Here is a 17,214-nt window from a genome sequence, read left to right on the forward strand (position 1 = left end):
AGAACGTCCTGGGGACCGCTCCGCCACATGCCACCGGCGTCCGTTAGCGTAGTGGCTCGGCGGGTCTTGAGGAGATAAGGGTACGGTGACTAATTTGTCGATTCCCCCTGAGCCGGCCCCTACCCGCCGTTCCGGCACCCGAATTGTCGGACGTGCCCTGACCTGCGCCGTCTTCGCGCTCGCCGGCCTGCTCTTCTACATCAGCGCGCAGACCGCCCGCGGCACCGACCTGCGGACCGACAACTCGTTGCTCAGCCTCGGCGACGTGGTCCGCCAGCGCAGCGCGCAGAACCAGCAGGCGCAGTCCCAGCTCGCCGACCTCCAGGCCCGCGCCCAGCAGCTCACCGAGCAGCAGGGCCACGACCCCGCCGACACCGCGCAGCTGGACGGCCTGCGCTCCGATGCCGCGCTGGAGCCGCTCCAGGGCGGCGGCCTGACCGTCACCCTCAACGACGCCCCGCCGAACGCCACCGCGCGCATCCCGGGGGTGCCCGAGCCCCGCGTCAACGACCTGGTCATCCACCAGCAGGACATCCAGGCCGTGGTCAACGCGCTGTGGCGGGGCGGCGCCGAGGGCGTGCAGGTGATGGACCAGCGCCTGATCTCCACCAGCGCCGTCCGCTGCGTCGGCAACACCCTGCTCCTCCAGGGCCGGGTCTACTCCCCGCCGTACGTGGTCAAGGCGGTGGGCCGGACCGACGCCCTGCATTCGGCCGTCGACGCGGACCCGACGATCCGCAAGTACCTCCAGTACGTCCAGGCGTACGGGCTGGGCTGGAAGGTCCAGGAGAGCGGCGAGCTGAACCTGCCCGGCTACTCCGGCACCACCGAGCTGCGGTCGGCGGGCGGGCAGCAGTAGCGGACCGGCCCCGCGGCCGTGCACGGCGGGTCTACTCTTTAACCCAGTCCGCTACGTCGAGGGAGCACCATGTACGGCTGGATCTGGCGTCACCTCCCGGGGAACACCCTGGTCCGGGCCGTCATTTCGCTGCTCCTCGTCCTGGGGATCGTCTACCTCCTCTTCACCTACGTCTTCCCGTGGGCGGAACCGCTGCTCCCCTTCGGCGACGTCACAGTGGACGGCGGCGACGGCGCCGCGACCGGCTGAGCCGGCGGGCCCGGCACTCCCTTCCCGCACCGCACCCCACGGAGACCACGCGCGCATGACGACCCGGACGACCCCGCCCCGCATCCTGGTGGTGGACAACTACGACAGCTTCGTCTTCAACCTGGTCCAGTACCTGTACCAGCTCGGCGCCACCTGCGAGGTGGTGCGCAACGACGAGGTGACCGTCGAGCACGCCGTCCGCCGCTCCGGCGAGGAGGGCTTCGACGGAGTGCTGCTCTCCCCCGGGCCCGGCGCCCCCGAGGAGGCCGGGGTCTGCATCGAGATGGTGCACCACTGCGCGCGGATCGGGCTGCCGGTGTTCGGCGTCTGCCTGGGCCTCCAGTCGATCGCGGCCGCGTACGGCGCGGTGGTCGGCCGGGCGCCCGAGCTGCTGCACGGCAAGACCTCGCCGGTCGAGCACGAGGACGGCGGGGTCTTCGAGGGCCTGCCCTCGCCGCTGACCGCGACCCGCTACCACTCGCTCGCGGTCGAGCCGGCCACCGTGCCGGCCGAGCTGGTGGTCACCGCGCGCACCGGGAGCGGCGTGATCATGGGCCTGAGGCACCGTGAACTGCCCGTCGAGGGCGTGCAGTTCCACCCCGAGTCGGTGCTCACCGAGGGCGGGCACCGGATGCTCGCCAACTGGCTCGCGGAGTGCGGCTTCCCGCAGGCGGTCGACCGGTCGGCCGGGCTCGCCCCGGTGATCGGCCGGGGCTGACCGGCGTGACCGCGCTGCGTCCGGAGCGGCGCTTCCAGCCGGAGGCGGACCCGTACGGCACCGTGCAGCAGTACGGCGGGCCCGGGTACCCGGGCCAGGAGGACGGCACCGGCGGTGCGCCCTACCGGCAGCACCCGGGACAGACCGTGCCCGAGGACGCCTGGGGCGTCTACGAGCAGGCCCAGGAGCCCCTGGTGGACGGGCCCGAGTACCCCTGGCTGCCCGACCAGACCCTCCAGCTGCGGCTGCCCCCGGACCTCGGCGCGCCGGCCGCCGAACCGGCCCCCACCGGCGGCCGGGCCGAGCGCCGCCGCGCCGCCCAGGGCCGCACCTCGCTGCGCTCCGGCAACGGCCGGCGCCGGGCGGGCGGCCGCGCCGCCGGGCGGGTGCGTCCCAAGGAGTCCCTGCTCGTGGTGGCCGCCCGGGGCGTCGGCGAGCTGTGCATAACGCTCGGCGTGGTGATGCTGCTCTTCGTGGCGTACCAGCTCTGGTGGACCAACGTGCAGGCCGACGAGGCCGCCGACGGGGCCCGCAACAAGCTGGAGCAGCAGTTCAACGCGGTCGCCCCGCCCGTCCAGCCGGGCCAACCGGCCCCGGACCCGAACAAGCCCGAGGTGTTCGAGCCCGGCAAGGGCTTCGCCATCATCCACCTGCCCAAGCTGGGGCTGAAGTTCCCGATCGCCGAGGGCACCTCCAAGTCGGCGGTGCTCGACAACGGCCTGGTCGGCCACTACAGCGGCACCGGCATGCCGGGCGACAAGGCGGGCAACTTCGCGCTGGCGGCCCACCGCAACACCCACGGCGAGCCGTTCCGGTACATCAACCAGCTCGGCAAGGGTGACAAGATCGTGGTGGAGACCGCCGCCGGGTACTACACCTACGAGGTCACCGGGGGCATCCCGGAGACCTCCCCGAACAACGTGAGCGTGATCAAGCCGGTGCCGAACGGCGCCGGGTACACCGGTCCCGGCCGCTACATCACGCTGACGACGTGCACCCCGGAGTTCACCTCCAAGTTCCGTCTCATCGTCTTTGGCAAGATGATCGAGGAACGGCCGCGTGCCCAGGGCAAGCCGGCCGCGATCACGGGCGGGTAGCCGCCCGGCCGCCCGGCCCGGAGGGGGAACACCGCAGATGCAGGACGAGACCGCGCAGTCGGCCGAACCGGCGCAGGAGGCCTTCCCCCCACCCGAGCCGCGGGCCGGGCGGGGCCGGAACCGGGCGCTGGCCGCGCTCGGCGTCTTCGGCGAGCTGCTGATCACCCTGGGCCTGGTGCTCGGCCTGTTCGTGGCCTACTCGCTCTGGTGGACCAACGTGCAGGCGGACCGCTCGGCCTCGGCGGCCGCGGACCGGCTGCGCGGCAGCTGGGCGGCGGGCCCGAACCCCGGCCCCCCGGCCGCCTCCGGCGCCGCCCCGGCCCCCGGCGCGTCCGGTGCCCCCGGCGCCGCGCCCACGGCCGCGCCGAAGCAGTTCGCGGTCGGGGACGACGTCGGCTTCCTGCACGTCCCGGCGATGGGCAGGGACTTCCAGGTGCTGATCCGGCTGGGCACCTCCACCGAGGTCCTGGACGACGGCGTGGCGGGCGTGTACGAGCAGCCGTACAAGGCCGCGATGCCCTGGGACCAGGAGGGCAACTTCGCGCTGGCCGCCCACCGGGACGGCCACGGCGCCAAGTTCCACGACCTGGACGCCGTCCACCAGGGCGACGCGGTCGTGGTCGAGACCCAGGACAAGTGGTACGTCTACAAGGTCGACAGCACCCTGGCGGAGACGTCCAAGTACGACACCGGCATCGTGGCGCCCGTCCCGGCCCGCTCCGGCTACGCCGGGCCCGGCCGCTACATCACCCTGACCACGTGCACGCCGGTGTACACCTCGCGCTACCGGATGGCCGTCTGGGGCAGCCTGGTGCGGGTGGACGACATGGACGCCAAGCGCACCCCGCCGCCGGAGCTGCGGCGCCCCTGAGGCCCCTCACAGGCCTCCTCGGGACCTCCCGGGGACCTCCCGGGGCCGGGTACGGAACGCCCGAGGGCCCGCCGCAAGCGTTGCGGCGGGCCCTCGGGCGTGCTCCGTGCTGCTGGTCCCCCGGTTCAGCCGAACCAGGGGAATATCGGAGGCTTAGTGGTCCCCTTTGGGGGGTGTGGTGGTGGGGTCGCCCCCTTTGGGCGGCTCGGCCGCCTTGGTGTACAGCTGGATCTGGGTGTTCGGGTCGACCTGGGTGCCGGCAGGCGGGTTGGTCTGCTGCACCGTCGCGTTCGGGTCGGCGGGGCCGCTGACCACGACGTAGGTCAGGCCGAGCGCCTTCAGCTGGTTGGCGGCGTCGCCCAGCTTGACGTTCGCCAGCGGCGGGACCTGGGGCTTGTCCTGTGCCTTGAAGACGGTCAGCGAGATCTTGGTGTTGGCCGGGGCCTTGGTGTTGGCCGGGACCGACTGGAAGGCGACGGTGTTGACCTTGCTCGGGTCGGGGGCCGGCACGGTCTTCGAGGCGTCCACCTGGAAGCCGAGGCCCTGGAGGGTGGCCGTCGCGTCCTCCTTCTGGGAGCCGACCACGTTCGGCACGTTCACCTTGGTCTTGCCCTGCGACACGGTCAGCTTGATCGCGGCGCTCGGGTCGACGGCCGCGTTGGCCGCCGGGTCCTGGGCGGTGACGGTGTCCTGCGCGGCGTTGTCGTCGTCCTTGTACTCGGTGGTGACGTTGGTGAAGCCGAGGTCGGCGAGCGCCTTGACGGCCTGGTCCTTGGGCTTGCCGACCACGCCGGGGACCTGCGCCTTGGCCGGGCCCGAGGAGACCTGCACCGTGATGGTGGACGTCTCCGCGACCTGGGTGCCCGGCGTCGGGGTCTGGGTGCAGACCTGGTCCTTCTTGACGTTGGTGTCCGGGCAGGCGATCTTGTCGCCCTCGGTCACCACGAGCTTGGGGCCGACCCCGGCGGCGGCCGTCCTGGCCTCGGCCAGGGTCTTGCCGACCAGGTTCGGGGCGGTGACCTTCGCGGCCTCCTTGGTGCCCTTGTCGCCGAACATCGCCTGGGCGACGAAGAAGGTGCCGACCAGGACCAGCACGGCGGCCACCGCCAGCACGACCCAGGAGGTGTTGCTCTTCTTCGGCGGGTCCTCGCCGCGCCGGCCGCCGCCGCGGCCGTAGCCGTCGTCGTAGCCGTCGTTGCCGCCGCCCGCGGCGCCGGCGTAGGTCTGGCCGTAGCCGTCGTCCGGGTAGCCGCCCTGCTGCCCGTAGCCGGGCTGCCCGGAGGCCTGCGGCAGGACGGTGGTCGGGCCGCCGCCGGGCTGCTGCGGCAGCACGTTGGTCTGGCCGTACGGGTCGTGCTGCTGCGGGTAGCCGTTCTGGTCGTAGCCGTACCCGGCCGCGCCCATGCCGTACGCGGCCTGCTGGGCGGCGGCCACCGGCAGGCCGTCGAGGAAGCGCTCGATGTCGTCGCGCATCTCGTCGGCGGTCTGGTAGCGGTAGTCGCGGTCCTTGGCGAGCGCCTTCAGCACGATCGCGTCGACCTCGGGGCGCACCTCGGGGTCGAAGACGGACGGCGGCTGCGGCTCCTCCCGGACGTGCTGGTAGGCCACCGCGACCGGCGAGTCGCCGACGAACGGCGGGCGGACGGTCAGCAGCTCGTAGAGCAGGCAGCCGGTGGAGTAGAGGTCGGAGCGGGCGTCGACCTGCTCGCCCTTGGCCTGCTCGGGGGAGAGGTACTGGGCGGTGCCGATGACGGCCGAGGTCTGCGTCATGGTCATACCGGCGTCACCCATCGCACGGGCGATGCCGAAGTCCATGACCTTGACGTTGCCCTGCCGGGTCAGCATCACGTTGGCCGGCTTGATGTCGCGGTGCACGATGCCGGCCCGGTGCGAGTACTCCAGGGCCTGGAGGATGCCGATGGTCATCTCCAGGGCGCGCTCGGGCAGCAGCCGGCGGCCGGAGTGCAGCAGCTCGCGCAGCGTGGACCCCTCGACGTACTCCATCACGATGTACGGGATGGAGATGCCGTCGATGTAGTCCTCGCCGGTGTCGTACACGGCGACGATCGCGGGATGGTTCAGGGACGCGGCCGACTGCGCCTCGCGGCGGAAGCGGGCCTGGAACGACGGATCCCGGGCCATGTCGGCCCGGAGCGTCTTCACTGCGACGGAGCGGCCGAGTCGGGTGTCATGGGCGAGGTACACCTCGGCCATGCCGCCGCGTCCGAGGACGCCGCCGAGCTCGTACCTGCCGCCGAGGCGACGAGGCTCTTCCATAGTTCAGACCCTCTCCCTCACCCGCCGGTGAGGTTGTGACGTAGGTGTCCCCGCACGCTCTGGGTGACGCCGCGCGGCCCGCGACCGGTTCTCCGGCCGAGCCGTGCGGTGCCTCGCGGGCGGCAACGGGCACACCCGCTGCTGGCGGATACGCTACCGGTCGCACCGCACCGGACCGGAGTCAGCCGTCGGCCGATATCAGACCGGTATCCGGACGGGGCCGGCGATCGTGACGTTCCCCTCACCTCGGATCCACGCTCCTACTTGCCGAGAGCGGCCTGCATCACCGCCTTGGCGATCGGGGCCGCGAGCCGGCCGCCGCTGATGCCGTCGCGGTTCTGGGAACCGTCCTCGACCACCACCGCGACCGCGACCGACTGGCCGTCCGCGGTCTTGGCCCAGGAGGTGAACCAGGCGAAGGGCAGTCCCGCGTTGTCCTCGCCGTGCTGCGCGGTGCCGGTCTTGCCGCCGACCTGGAGGCCGGGGATCTTGGCGTTGGTGCCGGTGCCGTTCTCGACCACCGAGATCATCAGGTCCTGCATCTTCTGTGCGGTGGCCGGGCTCATCGGCTGGGAGAACTGCTTCTCGGTGTGCTTGGAGACGGTGGTCAGGGTGGCCGAGCGCTCCTGGTCGACCAGGTACGGCTGCATCAGGCTGCCGTTGTTGGCGATGGCGGCGGAGACCATGGCCATCTGGAGCGGGGTGGCGCGGGTGTCGTGCTGGCCGATCGAGTCCTGGGCGGTGCCGTCCAGGCTCGGGCTGTCCGGGAAGACGCTCTTCTCGGACCGGACCGGGGTGTCGATCGTGCTGTTGAAGCCGAACTTCTCGGCCTGCGCGCGCATCCGCTCCTTGCCCAGGTCCGCGCCCATCTTGGCGAAGACCGTGTTGCAGGACTGGTCCATCCCGGACTTGACGGTCGCGTTCTCGCAGCGCTCGTTCGGGCTCTCGTTCTTCAGCTGGGTGGTCGTGTTCGGCAGGATGTACGGCTCGGGCGTGTCCGTGGCGTCGTCGATGCTCTGGTACCGGCCGTTCTCGAACGCCGCGGTCGCGGTGACCAGCTTGAAGGTCGAGCCGGGCGGATAGGTCTCCTTCAGCGCCCGGTTGAGCATCGGCTTGTTCGGGTCCGCGTTGAGGTCCGTCCACGCCTTGGTGTCGGCGGCCTCGCCGCCGGCGAAGGTGCCGGGGTCGTAGGACGGGGTGGAGACCAGCCCGAGGATCGCGCCGGTCTTCGGGTCGAGGGCGACCACCGCGCCCTTCTTGTTGCCCATGGCGTCGAAGGCCGCCTTCTGGACCTTGGCATTGATGGTGGTGACGACGTCGCCGCCGCGCTTCTGCTCGCCGGTCAGCATGTCCAGGGTGTTGCGGAAGAACAGCCGGTCGTCCGTCCCGGAGAGGATGCCGTCCTCCAGGTTCTCCAACTGGTTGGAGCCGTAGGCCTGGGAGGAGTAACCGGTCACCGGGGCGTACATCGGGCCGTCGACCCAGGAGCGCTTGTACTTGTAGCGCAGGCCGTCGACGAAGTCCGACTTCGTGACCGGCTGGCCGCTGACGATGATGTTGCCGCGCGGGTGGGCGTAGCGGTCGTACAGCTGGCGCTTGTTGTTCTTGTTGGTGGCCCAGGACTCGGCCTGGACGCCCTGCACCCAGTTGGTGCGCACCATCAGGGCCAGGATCAGGACGAGGCAGAAGATCGAGACCCGGCGGATCGGCTTGTTCATCGGGCGGGTCCTCCCTGGCCCTCGGTGGCGGCCGGGGCCGGTTCGGCCCCGGGCCGGCGGGCGCTGTCGCTGATCTTCAGCAGGATCGCGACCAGCGCCCAGTTGGCGACCACGGACGAACCGCCCTGGGCGAGGAACGGCATGGTCATACCGGTGAGCGGGATCAGCCCGGTGACACCGCCGGCCACGACGAACACCTGGATCGCCATCGCCGAGGAGAGGCCGACGGCGAACAGCTTGCCGAACGGGTCGCGGGCGGCGAGCGCGGTGCGCAGGCCGCGCTGCACCAGCAGCGCGTACAGCAGGAAGATCGCCATCAGACCGGTCAGTCCGAGCTCCTCGCCGAAGGAGCCCAGGATGAAGTCGCTCTTGGCCGCGAAGGCGATCAGCCAGGAGCGGCCCTGGCCGAGGCCGGAGCCGGTGACCCCGCCCGAGCCGAGCGCCATCAGCGACTGGCCGATCTGCTCGGTGGCGCCCTTCGGCGGGTTCGCGCTGAAGGCGGCCATCGGGTCGAGCCAGGCGTCGATGCGGACCTTCACGTGGCTGGCGGTCGAGGCGACCGCGACGGCGCCGCCGACCGACATCAGCAGGCCGAACAGGATCCAGCTGGTCCGCTCGGTGGCGACGTAGAGCATCACCACGAACAGGCCGAAGAACAGGAAGGACGTGCCCAGGTCGTTCTCGAAGATCAGGATCAGCAGGCTGAGCAGCCAGATCACGACGATCGGGCCGAGGTCGCGGCCGCGCGGCAGGTACAGGCCCATGAACCGGCGGCTGGCCAGCGCCAGGGCGTCCCGCTTGACCATCAGGTAGCCGGCGAAGAACACCGTCAGGACGATCTTGGCGAACTCGCCCGGCTGGATGGAGAAGCTGCCCATCCGGATCCAGATCTTGGCGCCGAAGTCCTCCGCCCGGGACGGGAAGAAGGCCGGCGCGGCGAGCAGGACCAGGGCCACCACCATCGAGATGTAGGTGTAGCGCTGCAACACCCGGTGGTCCTTCAGCAGCACCATCACCCCGATGAAGCCGGCGATCCCGAGGGCCGACCACATCAGCTGGTTCTCGGCCGCCGGGTAGTTGCCCCTGAGCAGCTTGCCCGCCTTGTCGAGCCGCCAGATCATCACCACCCCGAGCCCGTTCAGCAGGGTGGCGATCGGCAGCATCAGCGGGTCCGCGTACGGCGCGAAGCGGCGCACCAGCAGGTGCGCGACCACCGCCAGGGCGCCCATGCCGAGCCCGTAGCCGAGCATGCCGGTGGGCAGCTTGCCGTCCATCGCGAGGCCGACGTTGGCGTACGCGAGGACCGGCACCAGCACCGCGAAGACCAGCAGGGCCAGCTCGGTGTTGCGCCGGTTGGGCGTCTCCTGCGGGGAGATCGTGGTGTTGCCCCGGCGGCGGGGGACGGCACGTTCAGCCGCCCGGCGCCGGCCGGACCGGGTGGTTTCTTCGCTCAGGTCGTAGCTGCTCACGTGGTGACCGCTCCCTGACGGCCGGCAAGCCCGCTCGGGGCGGACCTATGTCGGATCACGGATGTCACTGCTTCGGGCAGGAGTTGGCCCGGCTGATTTCCTCGTCGGTCAGCGGAGCCTGGTCGCCCTGTGCGCCGGTCACCGGAGGGGTGGTGTTCGGCGCCGGGGCGGGTGCCCCCGGAGCGGTCGGCGTCGGCGTGCCCGAGGGCGAGGTGGTCGGTGTCGCCGCGGCCGGGCCGCGGTTCTTCTCGGTCGGGGTGGGCGTGGTGGCCAGGTACGCGGCCTGCACCGCCTGGGTGGCCGGCGGTGCGGCCGGGGCGGTCGCCCTCGCCGCCCGCTGGCAGAGCTGGACCCAGCCGTCGAGCTCGTTGACCGTGGACTGGGCGTCCTTCATGCTGCCGACCGAGATGGTCTTCTTCACGTGGACCTGCTGGTCCTCGGGCAGCCACTTCAGCTGGATCCTGCTGTACGAGGAGTGCACCGAGGACAGGCTCAGACCGGCCAGGTTCTGGTTGATGCCCTGGTAGATCGCGACGTGGTCGTCCTGGGTGCCGACGTAGTACTGGTCCTGGGTCCACTGGTAGCCGAACCAGCCGGCGCCGCCGAGCAGGCCGAGCGTGACCAGGACGGCCAGCGAGACGGTCAGGCCCTTGCGCTTGCGCTTCGCGGGCCGCTCCTCGTCGAAGTCCTCGGTGCCGTACACCGAGGGCTCGCCGGAGCCGTACTCGCCCTCGTACCCCTCGGCGGGGCCGAAGCCGCCGTGCGCGGCGCCGTAGCCCTCCTGGTAGCCCTCGGCCGGGCCGAAGGCGCCCTGCGGGCCGCGGCCGAGGCCGGCGGCGCGGCCGGCCGGGGTGTCCGCGATCGAGCGGTCGGCGGCGGCCGAGGACGGCGGGGCGTCGGCGACCGCGCCGACCACCACCGGGACGTCGTTGAACTGGCCGCTCATGGTGTCCGTGGCGCCGACGTCGATGACGTCCGCCACGATGCAGGTGATGTTGTCCGGACCGCCGCCGCGCAGCGCGAGCTGGATCAGCTCCTGCACGGTCTGCTCGGGCGCGTAGTAGCTGCCGAGGGTGTCCTGGAGGGTCTGGTGGCTGACCGGGCCGGAGAGGCCGTCGGAGCAGATCAGGTAGCGGTCGCCGGCCCGGACCTCGCGGATCGACAGGTCGGGCTCGACCTGGCCGCGGCCGTCCAGCGCCCGCATCAGCAGCGAGCGCTGCGGGTGGGTCTCGGCCTCCTCGGGCGTGATCCGGCCCTCGTCGACCAGACGCTGCACCCAGGTGTGGTCCTGGGTGATCTGCACCAGGGAGCCGTCGCGCAGCAGGTAGGCGCGGGAGTCGCCGACGTGCACCAGGCCCATCCGCTGACCCGTCCACAGCATGGCGGTCAGGGTGCAACCCATGCCCTCCAGCTGCGGGTCCTCCTCGACCATCAGCCGGAGCCGGTCGTTGGCGCCCTGGACGGCGTCGCCCAGCAGGGTCAGCAGGTCGGCGCCCGGCACGTCCTCGTCCAGCCGGACGATCGAGCCGAGCACCTCGGAGGACGCGACCTCGCCGGCCGCGGCACCGCCCATGCCGTCGGCCACGGCCAGCAGCCGCGGCCCGGCGTAGCCGGAGTCCTCGTTCCCCTCCCGGATCAGTCCCTTGTGGGAGCCGGCGGCGAAGCGCAGCACCAGGGTCATGCGACCTGTGCCCCCCTCTGGGTCATGGACGGGATGCTGTCCCTCATGCGCCAACTACTTCCGCAGTTCGATGACGGTCCTGCCGATACGGATCGGCATGCCCGGCTGGAGCGGGGTGGGCGCGGTCAGGCGCTGCCGGTCCAGATAGGTGCCGTTGGTGGAGCCTAGATCCTCGACCGTCCACTGCCCAGTCTGATCCGGATAGATCCTGGCATGCCGGGAGGACGCGTAGTCGTCGTCCAGCACGATGGTGGAGTCGTGCGCGCGGCCGAGCGTGATGGTCTGGCCCTGGAGCGCCACCGTGGTGCCGGCCAGCGAGCCCTGCACCACGACGAGCTGGGTCGGGCCGCCGCGACGGCGCCCCCCGCCGCCCTGGGTCTGGCCCGCCGCGGGGCCGGCCTGGGCCGGTGCCGCGGCACGCGCGGCGGTGGCGGCGGTCGCGGTGGCGGCGCCGCCGGCGGCCGTGGCGTTCGTGCCGCGACGGGAGGACCGCGGGTTCACCTTGGTGCCGAACAGGTCGCTGCGGATCACCTGGATCGCGACGATGACGAACAGCCACAGCACGGCCAGGAAGCCCAGCCGCATGACCGTGAGGGTCAGTTCTGACATGGCCGTCCCGCCAGTCGGTGAGCGAGGCGCGCGAACAATTCGGACACTACCCTTCGACCTGCCGGTAGACGATGGTGGTGGAGCCCACGACGATTCGGGAGCCGTCGCGGAGCGTAGCGCGCTGGGTGTGCTGTCCGTCCACCACGATGCCGTTGGTGGACCCCAGGTCGAGCACCATCGAGGGCGTGCCGGGCCGGATCTCGGCGTGCTTGCGGGAGACCCCGGGGTCGTCGATCCGCACGTCCGCCTCGGTCGACCGGCCGAGCACGCAGGCCGAGCCGGTGATCTGGTGCCGGGCGCCGTTCACCTCGACCCAGCGGCGCATGCCGGCGCCGCCGTGGCCGGCGCCGGGGAAGGCCCGGACGTTGCCACCGGCGGGCGCGGGCGGGCCGGGGGGCATCGCGGGGGGCGCGGCCGGCGGCGGGGGCGCGCTGTACTGGCCGGCGCCGGGCTGCTGCCACGGTGCGCCGGGGGCGGGAGCGGCCGGCGGACGGTCGTAGCCCGGCTGCGGCGGCGCGTACTGCTGCTGCGGGGGCTCCTCGGCCGCGAGGGTGCGGCTGCGCACCCGGTACAGCCCGGTGTCCAGGTCGTCGGCCTTCTCCAGGTTCACCTGGAGCGGACCCATGAACGTGTACCGCTGGGCCTCCGCGTACTCGCGGACCATGCCGGCCAGCTCGGTGCCGAGCTGCCCGGAGTAGGGGCTGAGCCGCTCGTGGTCGTGCGGGCTCAGCTCGACGATGAAGTCGTTCGGCACGACGGTGCGGTCGCGGTTCCAGATGCTCGCGTTGTTGTCGCACTCGCGCTGCAGCGCCCCGGCGATCTCCACGGGCTGGACCTCGGACTTGAACACCTTGGCGAAGGTGCCGTTGACGAGACCCTCGAGCCGCTGCTCGAACTTCTTCAGCACTCCCATGGGGCACCCCCTTCCAGGGTTCGTTCGCCTGCCTGCCGGCCGGATCCCGCCCGGGACCCGGTCGCGCCTCCTACTTGCGGTACTTCCGTACTGATCGTATCCACGCCGGGCCCTTCCGTACGGTTCCCGGACCGTGTGGTGCCCGGGGGTGGGCTCGGACACACAGGGTGACGCATTCCGGGTACGGCACGCCAGGTGCGCCCGTCGGATCGCCCTTCCGGAAGTCGTACGGGCGTTCGTCGGGCATTGGTTCGAGTGTCACCGGGGTCCCCGGACAACGGATTCGGAGCAGCCCCCCAGGTCGTGCTAATGTTTTCCATGTCGGAAGGGCCGCCCGAAAGGGAGGCCGGTCCAAGGAAGTGCGAAGTACCGATGGTACCGAGCACTCCGGAAGATCGGTCGGCAACGAGGACAACACCCATGCGCGGGTGGCGGAATAGGCAGACGCGCTGGATTCAGGTTCCAGTGCCCGAAAGGGCGTGGGGGTTCAACTCCCCCCTCGCGCACAGCGAAGCCCCGCAGATCTATGGATCTGCGGGGCTTTTTTGTCGTCCGTTCCCTGCCCGACGGCCGCCGGCACCGGTGCCTTCGCCGGGCCGGGGCGGATCAGCCGCGGCTGGCCGGGAGTTCGGCGCGGACCTCGAAGCCGCCGTCCGGGGTCGGCCCGGCGGTGAGGGTGCCGCCCAGCAGCTGGGCGCGCTCGCGCAGGCCGACGAGCCCGTGGCCGCCGCCCGGCAGCGTCTCGGTGGGGTGCACCGGCGGCGCGTCGTTGCGGACCTCGACCCGCAGCCGGCGGCCCTTCGCCCGGACCCGCACGTGCACCGCCGCCTCCGGGGCGTACTTGGTGATGTTGGTGAGCGCCTCCTGGACGGTGCGGTAGGCGGCCCGTTCGACCGCCTCCGGCCACGGGCGGTCGCCGGGGACCAGCTCGGAGTCGGCGGTCAGGCCGCTCTCCTCGATCAGCCGGGGCAGGTCGGCCAGCCGGGGCTGCGGGGCGAGCGGGGCGTCCGGCAGCCCGCCGGTGCCGCGCAGCACCCCGACCATCTGGCGCAGCTCGTCCAGGGTCCGCACGGACAGCTCGCGGATGGTGCGGGCGGCGGTCACGGCCGCCGGGTCGGGGCTGCTCACCTGGAGCGCTCCGGCCTGGATGCTGATCAGGCTGACCTGGTGCGAGACCACGTCGTGCATCTCCCGGGCCAGCCGGCCGCGCTCGCTGATCAGCACCCGCTCGGCCAGCAGCCGGCTCTCCCGCTCCTGGCCGCGGGTCAGCTCGTCCAGGCGGGCGGCCAGCTCCCGCCGGGTGCGGGCGAGCAGACCGGTGGCGGCCGGGCCGGCCGCCAGCATCACGGCCTGGATGGCGTCCAGCGCGGTGGCGCGGCTGAGGTCGAGGACGCCCTCGGGCAGCGGCCAGTGGAAGAACTCGACCAGGGCGAACAGGACGCCGCAGGGGATCACGATCCGGGGGCGGGGGCGCTCGGCGGCCACCGAGTAGACGGCCGTGATCGGGGCCAGCCAGATCTCGTCCACGAAGCTGCCCGGCATGGTGAGCAGCAGCACGGTCACCGGGAAGCGCCGGCGCCAGAACAGGGCGACGGCGGCCAGCGTGGACAGCGCCACCTGCCACCAGGCGGCCTCCCGGGCCACCAGGGCGGCGTCCAGCAGGGAGTAGAGGACGGGCAGCAGCAGCATCAGCCAGGGGGCGGTGCACCAGGCCGGCAGCCGTCTGGACGGCAGTTGGTCGGCGGTCGTCATGCCCCGTCGCCGGGCTTGGGCCGGACCAGCCCGGCCCGGTGGGCCAGGACGGCGGCCTGGACCCGGTTGGCGGCGCCGAGCTTGCCGAGGATCGCGCTGATGTGGTCCTTGACGGTGCCGGTGCCGAGGAAGAGCCGGTCGGCGATCTCGGCGTTGGACAGGCCCTCGCCGAGCAGCGCGAGCACGTCGAGCTCGCGGCCGGTGAGGGTGCGGGCGAGCGCGGTGGCCTCGGCGTCCGGGCCGCCGCCGTCCACGTAGCCGCCGATCACGGTGCGGGTGACGGTCGGGGAGAGGATGTTGCCGCCGGCCGCGAGCACCCGGACGGCGTGCACCAACTGCTCGGGGGCGGTGTCCTTGAGCAGGAACCCGGCCGCGCCGGCCCGCAGCGCGGTGCCGATGTACTCGTCGGTGTCGAAGGTGGTGAGCATCGCCACGGCGGGCGGTTCGGGCAGGGCGCGCAGGCGGCGCAGCACCGAGATGCCGTCGAGGTCGGGCATCCGGATGTCGAGCAGCACCACGTGCGGGCGAAGCCGCTGGACGTGTTCCTCGGCCTGTCCGCCGGAGCAGTCGCCGACCACCTCCAGGTCGTCGGCGGAGCCGACGATCAGGCCCAGGCCGGAGCGGACCAGGATCTCGTCGTCGACGATCAGCACGCGGGTGGTGGTGATGGTGCCTCCTCGGTTCGGGCGGCCGGGTCGGGGCGGTCCGCGTGGGTCGTTTCGAGAGTAGGGGTTGTGCGAGTGGGGTGCCGAACGCCGGGGGCTGATCACCCCCGCCGTTCGGCGGGGGTGGGAATCCGCTACCCGGTTCACGCAATTCTCAGGTTCGGTGGGGAAACATGGAGTTGGCTGACCCTTTTCCGGCCGCATCCTCCAATCGGGCGGTCGGCCGGGTGAGGTCGCCGGTCAGTCCGTCGGGCCCGAGCGGGCGCCCGACGCCGGGCCGTTTGCGGATGCGCCCCACCATCTGATCGTTTGGAATTGAGCTGTGTCGTCCACTGTGAAGTCGGAGCCGTCCGCCACGTCCCACGGACCCCGGCCCGGCGACGTGCTGGACCGCTGGCGTCCGAGGGCCGCCGCGGCCTCCGTCTGGTACCTGCGGCTGATCGCGCTGCTGAACGTGGCGACGGTGCTCCTGGTGCCCTTCCGCGACCAGGTCTACGAGCACAACGAGGGCGAGTACTTCACCCCGTACCTGATGACCGCCGGCCTGGCCAGCGCGGTGCTGTCGGTGTTCCTCGCGATCGCGATGCGGCGGCGCAAGCGGGCCGCGTGGATCTTCAACACGGCGCTCGGCGGGATGTTCGCGCTGCTGTACCTGGCGGCCATGCTGGTGCCGGACGAGCGCTTCGACTCCCACCCGCTCAACTACATCTCCACCGTTCTGACCTGCCTGTTCGTGCTGGCGCTGCTGATCGGGCGCAAGGAGTTCACGTCCAAGGGCGACAGCTCCAACCCGAAGACCGCGGCGGCCACCTTCGTCGCCGGGCTGGCGTTCGGCGGCGGGGTGGGCGCGCTGCTGGTCTGGCTGACCAACGAGCTGTCCGGCGCCGGTTTCTGGGACCTGTTCCGCTACTCGGTCGGCCGGATGATCACGATCACCCCGTCCGAGCACCTGCGCTCGGTGATCGCCGCGCCGACCTGGGTGAACGCCGCGATCAACGCGATGGGCGCGGTGCTCTTCCTGCTGGTGCTGTACGTGGCCTTCCGCAGCCCGCGCGGCAAGGAGCTGCTCACCGCCGAGGACGAGGCGCAGCTGCGCGGCCTGCTGGACAAGCAGGGCGAGCGGGACTCGCTCGGCTACTTCGCGCTGCGCCGGGACAAGGCGGTGATCTTCTCCCCCAGCGGCAAGGCGGCGGTCACCTACCGGGTGATCGGCGGCGTCTCGCTCGCCTCGGGCGACCCGATCGGCGACCCGGAGGCCTGGCCGGGCGCGATCGACGCCTGGCTGTCCGAGGCCCGTGAGCACGCCTGGGCGCCGGCCGTGATGGGCGCCTCCGAGGAGGCCGGGGTGATCTACGCCCGGCACGGGCTGGACGCGCTGGAGCTGGGCGACGAGGCGATCGTCGAGCTGGACGAGTTCTCGCTGGACGGCCGCGCGATGCGGGTGGTCCGACAGGCCTACAACCGGGTCAAGCGGGCCGGGTACACGGTGCGGATCCGCCGCCACGAGGACATCTCGGAGGAGGAGATGGCCGAGCTGGTGGCCAAGGCCGACGAGTGGCGCGACGGGGCCACCGAGCGCGGCTTCTCGATGGCCCTCGGCCGGCTCGGGGACCCGGGCGACGGCCGCTGCGTGATGCTGGAGTGCCACGACGGCGACGGCGAGCTCAAGGCGCTGCTCAGCTTCGTGCCGTGGGGCCCGGACGGGCTCTCGCTGGACCTGATGCGCCGGGCCCGGGACACCGAGAACGGCCTGATGGAGTTCATGGTCATCGAGCTGCTGCAGCGCGCCGAGGAGGTCGGGCTGAAGCGGGTCTCGCTGAACTTCGCGATGTTCCGCTCGGTCTTCGAACGCGGTTCGCGCCTCGGCGCCGGCCCGGTGCTGCGGCTGTGGCGTTCGGTCCTGGGATTCTTCTCGCGCTGGTGGCAGATCGAGTCGCTGTACCGCGCCAATGCCAAGTACCGGCCGATCTGGGAACCGCGCTACCTGCTCTTCGAGAAGAGCAGCGAGATTCCGCGGATCGGCATCGCGAGCGCGCGCGCCGAGGGTTTCATCGTCGCGCCGAGCCTGCCCGCCCTGTTCCGCCGCCGGCACGCCCGGGCCGCCGTGGTGGCGCCCCGGGTCCCGGTCGCGGCCCGGGACGGGAAGGGGTAGCCCTCCGTCGGGGGGCGGAGGGGGCCGGTCGGTCGAAATGGGGGGCCGATGGGGGGATTGCCTCCCCCCAGAGGATGACCCCGCTCCACATCCGTGCCGATGTGGCTTTGTCAAGAGGCTTCTAATGTTGGAGTAGTCGAGAGTTCGGGGATTCGGAGAAAGTTGTGATTCACAGGACCCACGC

General features: G+C 71.9%; 14 protein-coding genes and 1 tRNA gene. 7 read left to right on the forward strand and 8 right to left on the reverse strand.

What is annotated here, in order from left to right; genetic code table 11:
* Nucleotides 1-94 precede the first annotated feature (94 nt).
* The 5 genes from ACZ6EM_RS11865 (at nucleotide 95) to ACZ6EM_RS11885 (ending at nucleotide 3,794) form a co-directional block, all read left to right on the forward strand.
* The gene (locus tag ACZ6EM_RS11865; protein ID WP_401045029.1) at nucleotides 95-859 is read left to right on the forward strand and encodes a DUF881 domain-containing protein; all 765 of its coding nucleotides are present in this window, start codon (nucleotides 95-97) and stop codon (nucleotides 857-859) included.
* Between the two features lie 69 nt (nucleotides 860-928).
* Complete coding sequence (locus tag ACZ6EM_RS11870; protein WP_049656795.1) at nucleotides 929-1,108, forward strand: hypothetical protein; 180 nt, start codon at nucleotides 929-931, stop codon at nucleotides 1,106-1,108.
* A 55-nt stretch (nucleotides 1,109-1,163) separates the two neighbouring features.
* Nucleotides 1,164-1,826: an aminodeoxychorismate/anthranilate synthase component II gene (locus ACZ6EM_RS11875; protein WP_359912219.1), complete on the forward strand. Its 663-nt coding sequence runs from the start codon at nucleotides 1,164-1,166 to the stop codon at nucleotides 1,824-1,826.
* Between the two features lie 5 nt (nucleotides 1,827-1,831).
* Nucleotides 1,832-2,923, forward strand: coding sequence for a class E sortase (locus ACZ6EM_RS11880; protein WP_452180307.1), 1,092 nt, complete (start codon nucleotides 1,832-1,834; stop codon nucleotides 2,921-2,923).
* Nucleotides 2,924-2,960: 37 nt separating this feature from the next.
* Complete coding sequence (locus ACZ6EM_RS11885; protein WP_452180308.1) at nucleotides 2,961-3,794, forward strand: class E sortase; 834 nt, start codon at nucleotides 2,961-2,963, stop codon at nucleotides 3,792-3,794.
* Nucleotides 3,795-3,947: 153 nt separating this feature from the next.
* Here the strand turns inward: ACZ6EM_RS11885 and pknB are convergent, their stop codons facing one another.
* The 6 genes from pknB to ACZ6EM_RS11915 all read right to left on the reverse strand — a co-directional run bounded on the left by pknB (nucleotide 3,948) and on the right by ACZ6EM_RS11915 (nucleotide 12,461).
* Nucleotides 3,948-6,071 (reverse strand): Stk1 family PASTA domain-containing Ser/Thr kinase, encoded by a 2,124-nt coding sequence (gene pknB / locus ACZ6EM_RS11890; RefSeq protein ID WP_465772305.1) that lies wholly within the window; start codon nucleotides 6,069-6,071, stop codon nucleotides 3,948-3,950.
* 260 nt (nucleotides 6,072-6,331) lie between these two features.
* Nucleotides 6,332-7,789, reverse strand: coding sequence for a peptidoglycan D,D-transpeptidase FtsI family protein (locus ACZ6EM_RS11895; protein ID WP_401045839.1), 1,458 nt, complete (start codon nucleotides 7,787-7,789; stop codon nucleotides 6,332-6,334).
* The gene (locus tag ACZ6EM_RS11900) at nucleotides 7,786-9,165 is read right to left on the reverse strand and encodes an FtsW/RodA/SpoVE family cell cycle protein (RefSeq protein WP_359912237.1); all 1,380 of its coding nucleotides are present in this window, start codon (nucleotides 9,163-9,165) and stop codon (nucleotides 7,786-7,788) included. The genes ACZ6EM_RS11895 and ACZ6EM_RS11900 overlap by 4 nt, the downstream gene beginning before the upstream one ends.
* A 157-nt stretch (nucleotides 9,166-9,322) precedes the next feature.
* Nucleotides 9,323-10,939: a PP2C family protein-serine/threonine phosphatase gene (locus tag ACZ6EM_RS11905; RefSeq protein WP_401045842.1), complete on the reverse strand. Its 1,617-nt coding sequence runs from the start codon at nucleotides 10,937-10,939 to the stop codon at nucleotides 9,323-9,325.
* A gap of 54 nt (nucleotides 10,940-10,993) precedes the next feature.
* Nucleotides 10,994-11,548, reverse strand: coding sequence for an FHA domain-containing protein FhaB/FipA (locus ACZ6EM_RS11910; RefSeq protein ID WP_359912202.1), 555 nt, complete (start codon nucleotides 11,546-11,548; stop codon nucleotides 10,994-10,996).
* 46 nt (nucleotides 11,549-11,594) lie between these two features.
* Entirely contained in the window at nucleotides 11,595-12,461 is an 867-nt protein-coding gene (locus ACZ6EM_RS11915) for a DUF3662 and FHA domain-containing protein (protein WP_359912199.1), read from the reverse strand.
* Nucleotides 12,462-12,883: 422 nt separating this feature from the next.
* Here ACZ6EM_RS11915 and ACZ6EM_RS11920 point away from each other — a divergent pair.
* A tRNA-Leu gene (locus tag ACZ6EM_RS11920) sits at nucleotides 12,884-12,967 on the forward strand.
* 100 nt (nucleotides 12,968-13,067) lie between these two features.
* On the opposite strand, the gene ACZ6EM_RS11925 is transcribed toward ACZ6EM_RS11920, so the two are convergent.
* Nucleotides 13,068-14,213 carry a sensor histidine kinase gene (locus tag ACZ6EM_RS11925; RefSeq protein ID WP_359912196.1) on the reverse strand — a complete coding sequence of 382 codons (1,146 nt, stop codon included), beginning with the start codon at nucleotides 14,211-14,213 and terminating at the stop codon, nucleotides 13,068-13,070.
* A complete protein-coding gene (locus ACZ6EM_RS11930; protein WP_359912234.1) occupies nucleotides 14,210-14,860 on the reverse strand; it encodes a response regulator transcription factor in 651 nt (216 codons plus the stop codon). The genes ACZ6EM_RS11925 and ACZ6EM_RS11930 overlap by 4 nt, the downstream gene beginning before the upstream one ends.
* Before the next feature lie 340 nt (nucleotides 14,861-15,200).
* Here ACZ6EM_RS11930 and ACZ6EM_RS11935 point away from each other — a divergent pair, with 340 nt between their 5' ends.
* Entirely contained in the window at nucleotides 15,201-17,030 is a 1,830-nt protein-coding gene (locus ACZ6EM_RS11935; protein WP_380357471.1) for a phosphatidylglycerol lysyltransferase domain-containing protein, read from the forward strand.
* The last annotated feature ends 184 nt before the right edge of the window (nucleotides 17,031-17,214 follow it).

The organism is Kitasatospora sp. NPDC041917 (assembly GCF_055589745.1).

Coding starts and splice junctions, on each gene's coding strand:
- ACZ6EM_RS11870 (WP_049656795.1), top strand. CDS start 929: ATGTACGGCTGGATCTGGCGTCACCTCCCGGGGAACACCCTGGTCCGG.
- ACZ6EM_RS11875 (WP_359912219.1), top strand. CDS start 1,164: ATGACGACCCGGACGACCCCGCCCCGCATCCTGGTGGTGGACAACTAC.
- ACZ6EM_RS11885 (WP_452180308.1), top strand. CDS start 2,961: ATGCAGGACGAGACCGCGCAGTCGGCCGAACCGGCGCAGGAGGCCTTC.
- pknB (WP_465772305.1), bottom strand. CDS start 6,071: ATGGAAGAGCCTCGTCGCCTCGGCGGCAGGTACGAGCTCGGCGGCGTC.
- ACZ6EM_RS11895 (WP_401045839.1), bottom strand. CDS start 7,789: ATGAACAAGCCGATCCGCCGGGTCTCGATCTTCTGCCTCGTCCTGATC.
- ACZ6EM_RS11905 (WP_401045842.1), bottom strand. CDS start 10,939: ATGACCCTGGTGCTGCGCTTCGCCGCCGGCTCCCACAAGGGACTGATC.
- ACZ6EM_RS11910 (WP_359912202.1), bottom strand. CDS start 11,548: ATGTCAGAACTGACCCTCACGGTCATGCGGCTGGGCTTCCTGGCCGTG.
- ACZ6EM_RS11915 (WP_359912199.1), bottom strand. CDS start 12,461: ATGGGAGTGCTGAAGAAGTTCGAGCAGCGGCTCGAGGGTCTCGTCAAC.
- ACZ6EM_RS11925 (WP_359912196.1), bottom strand. CDS start 14,213: ATGACGACCGCCGACCAACTGCCGTCCAGACGGCTGCCGGCCTGGTGC.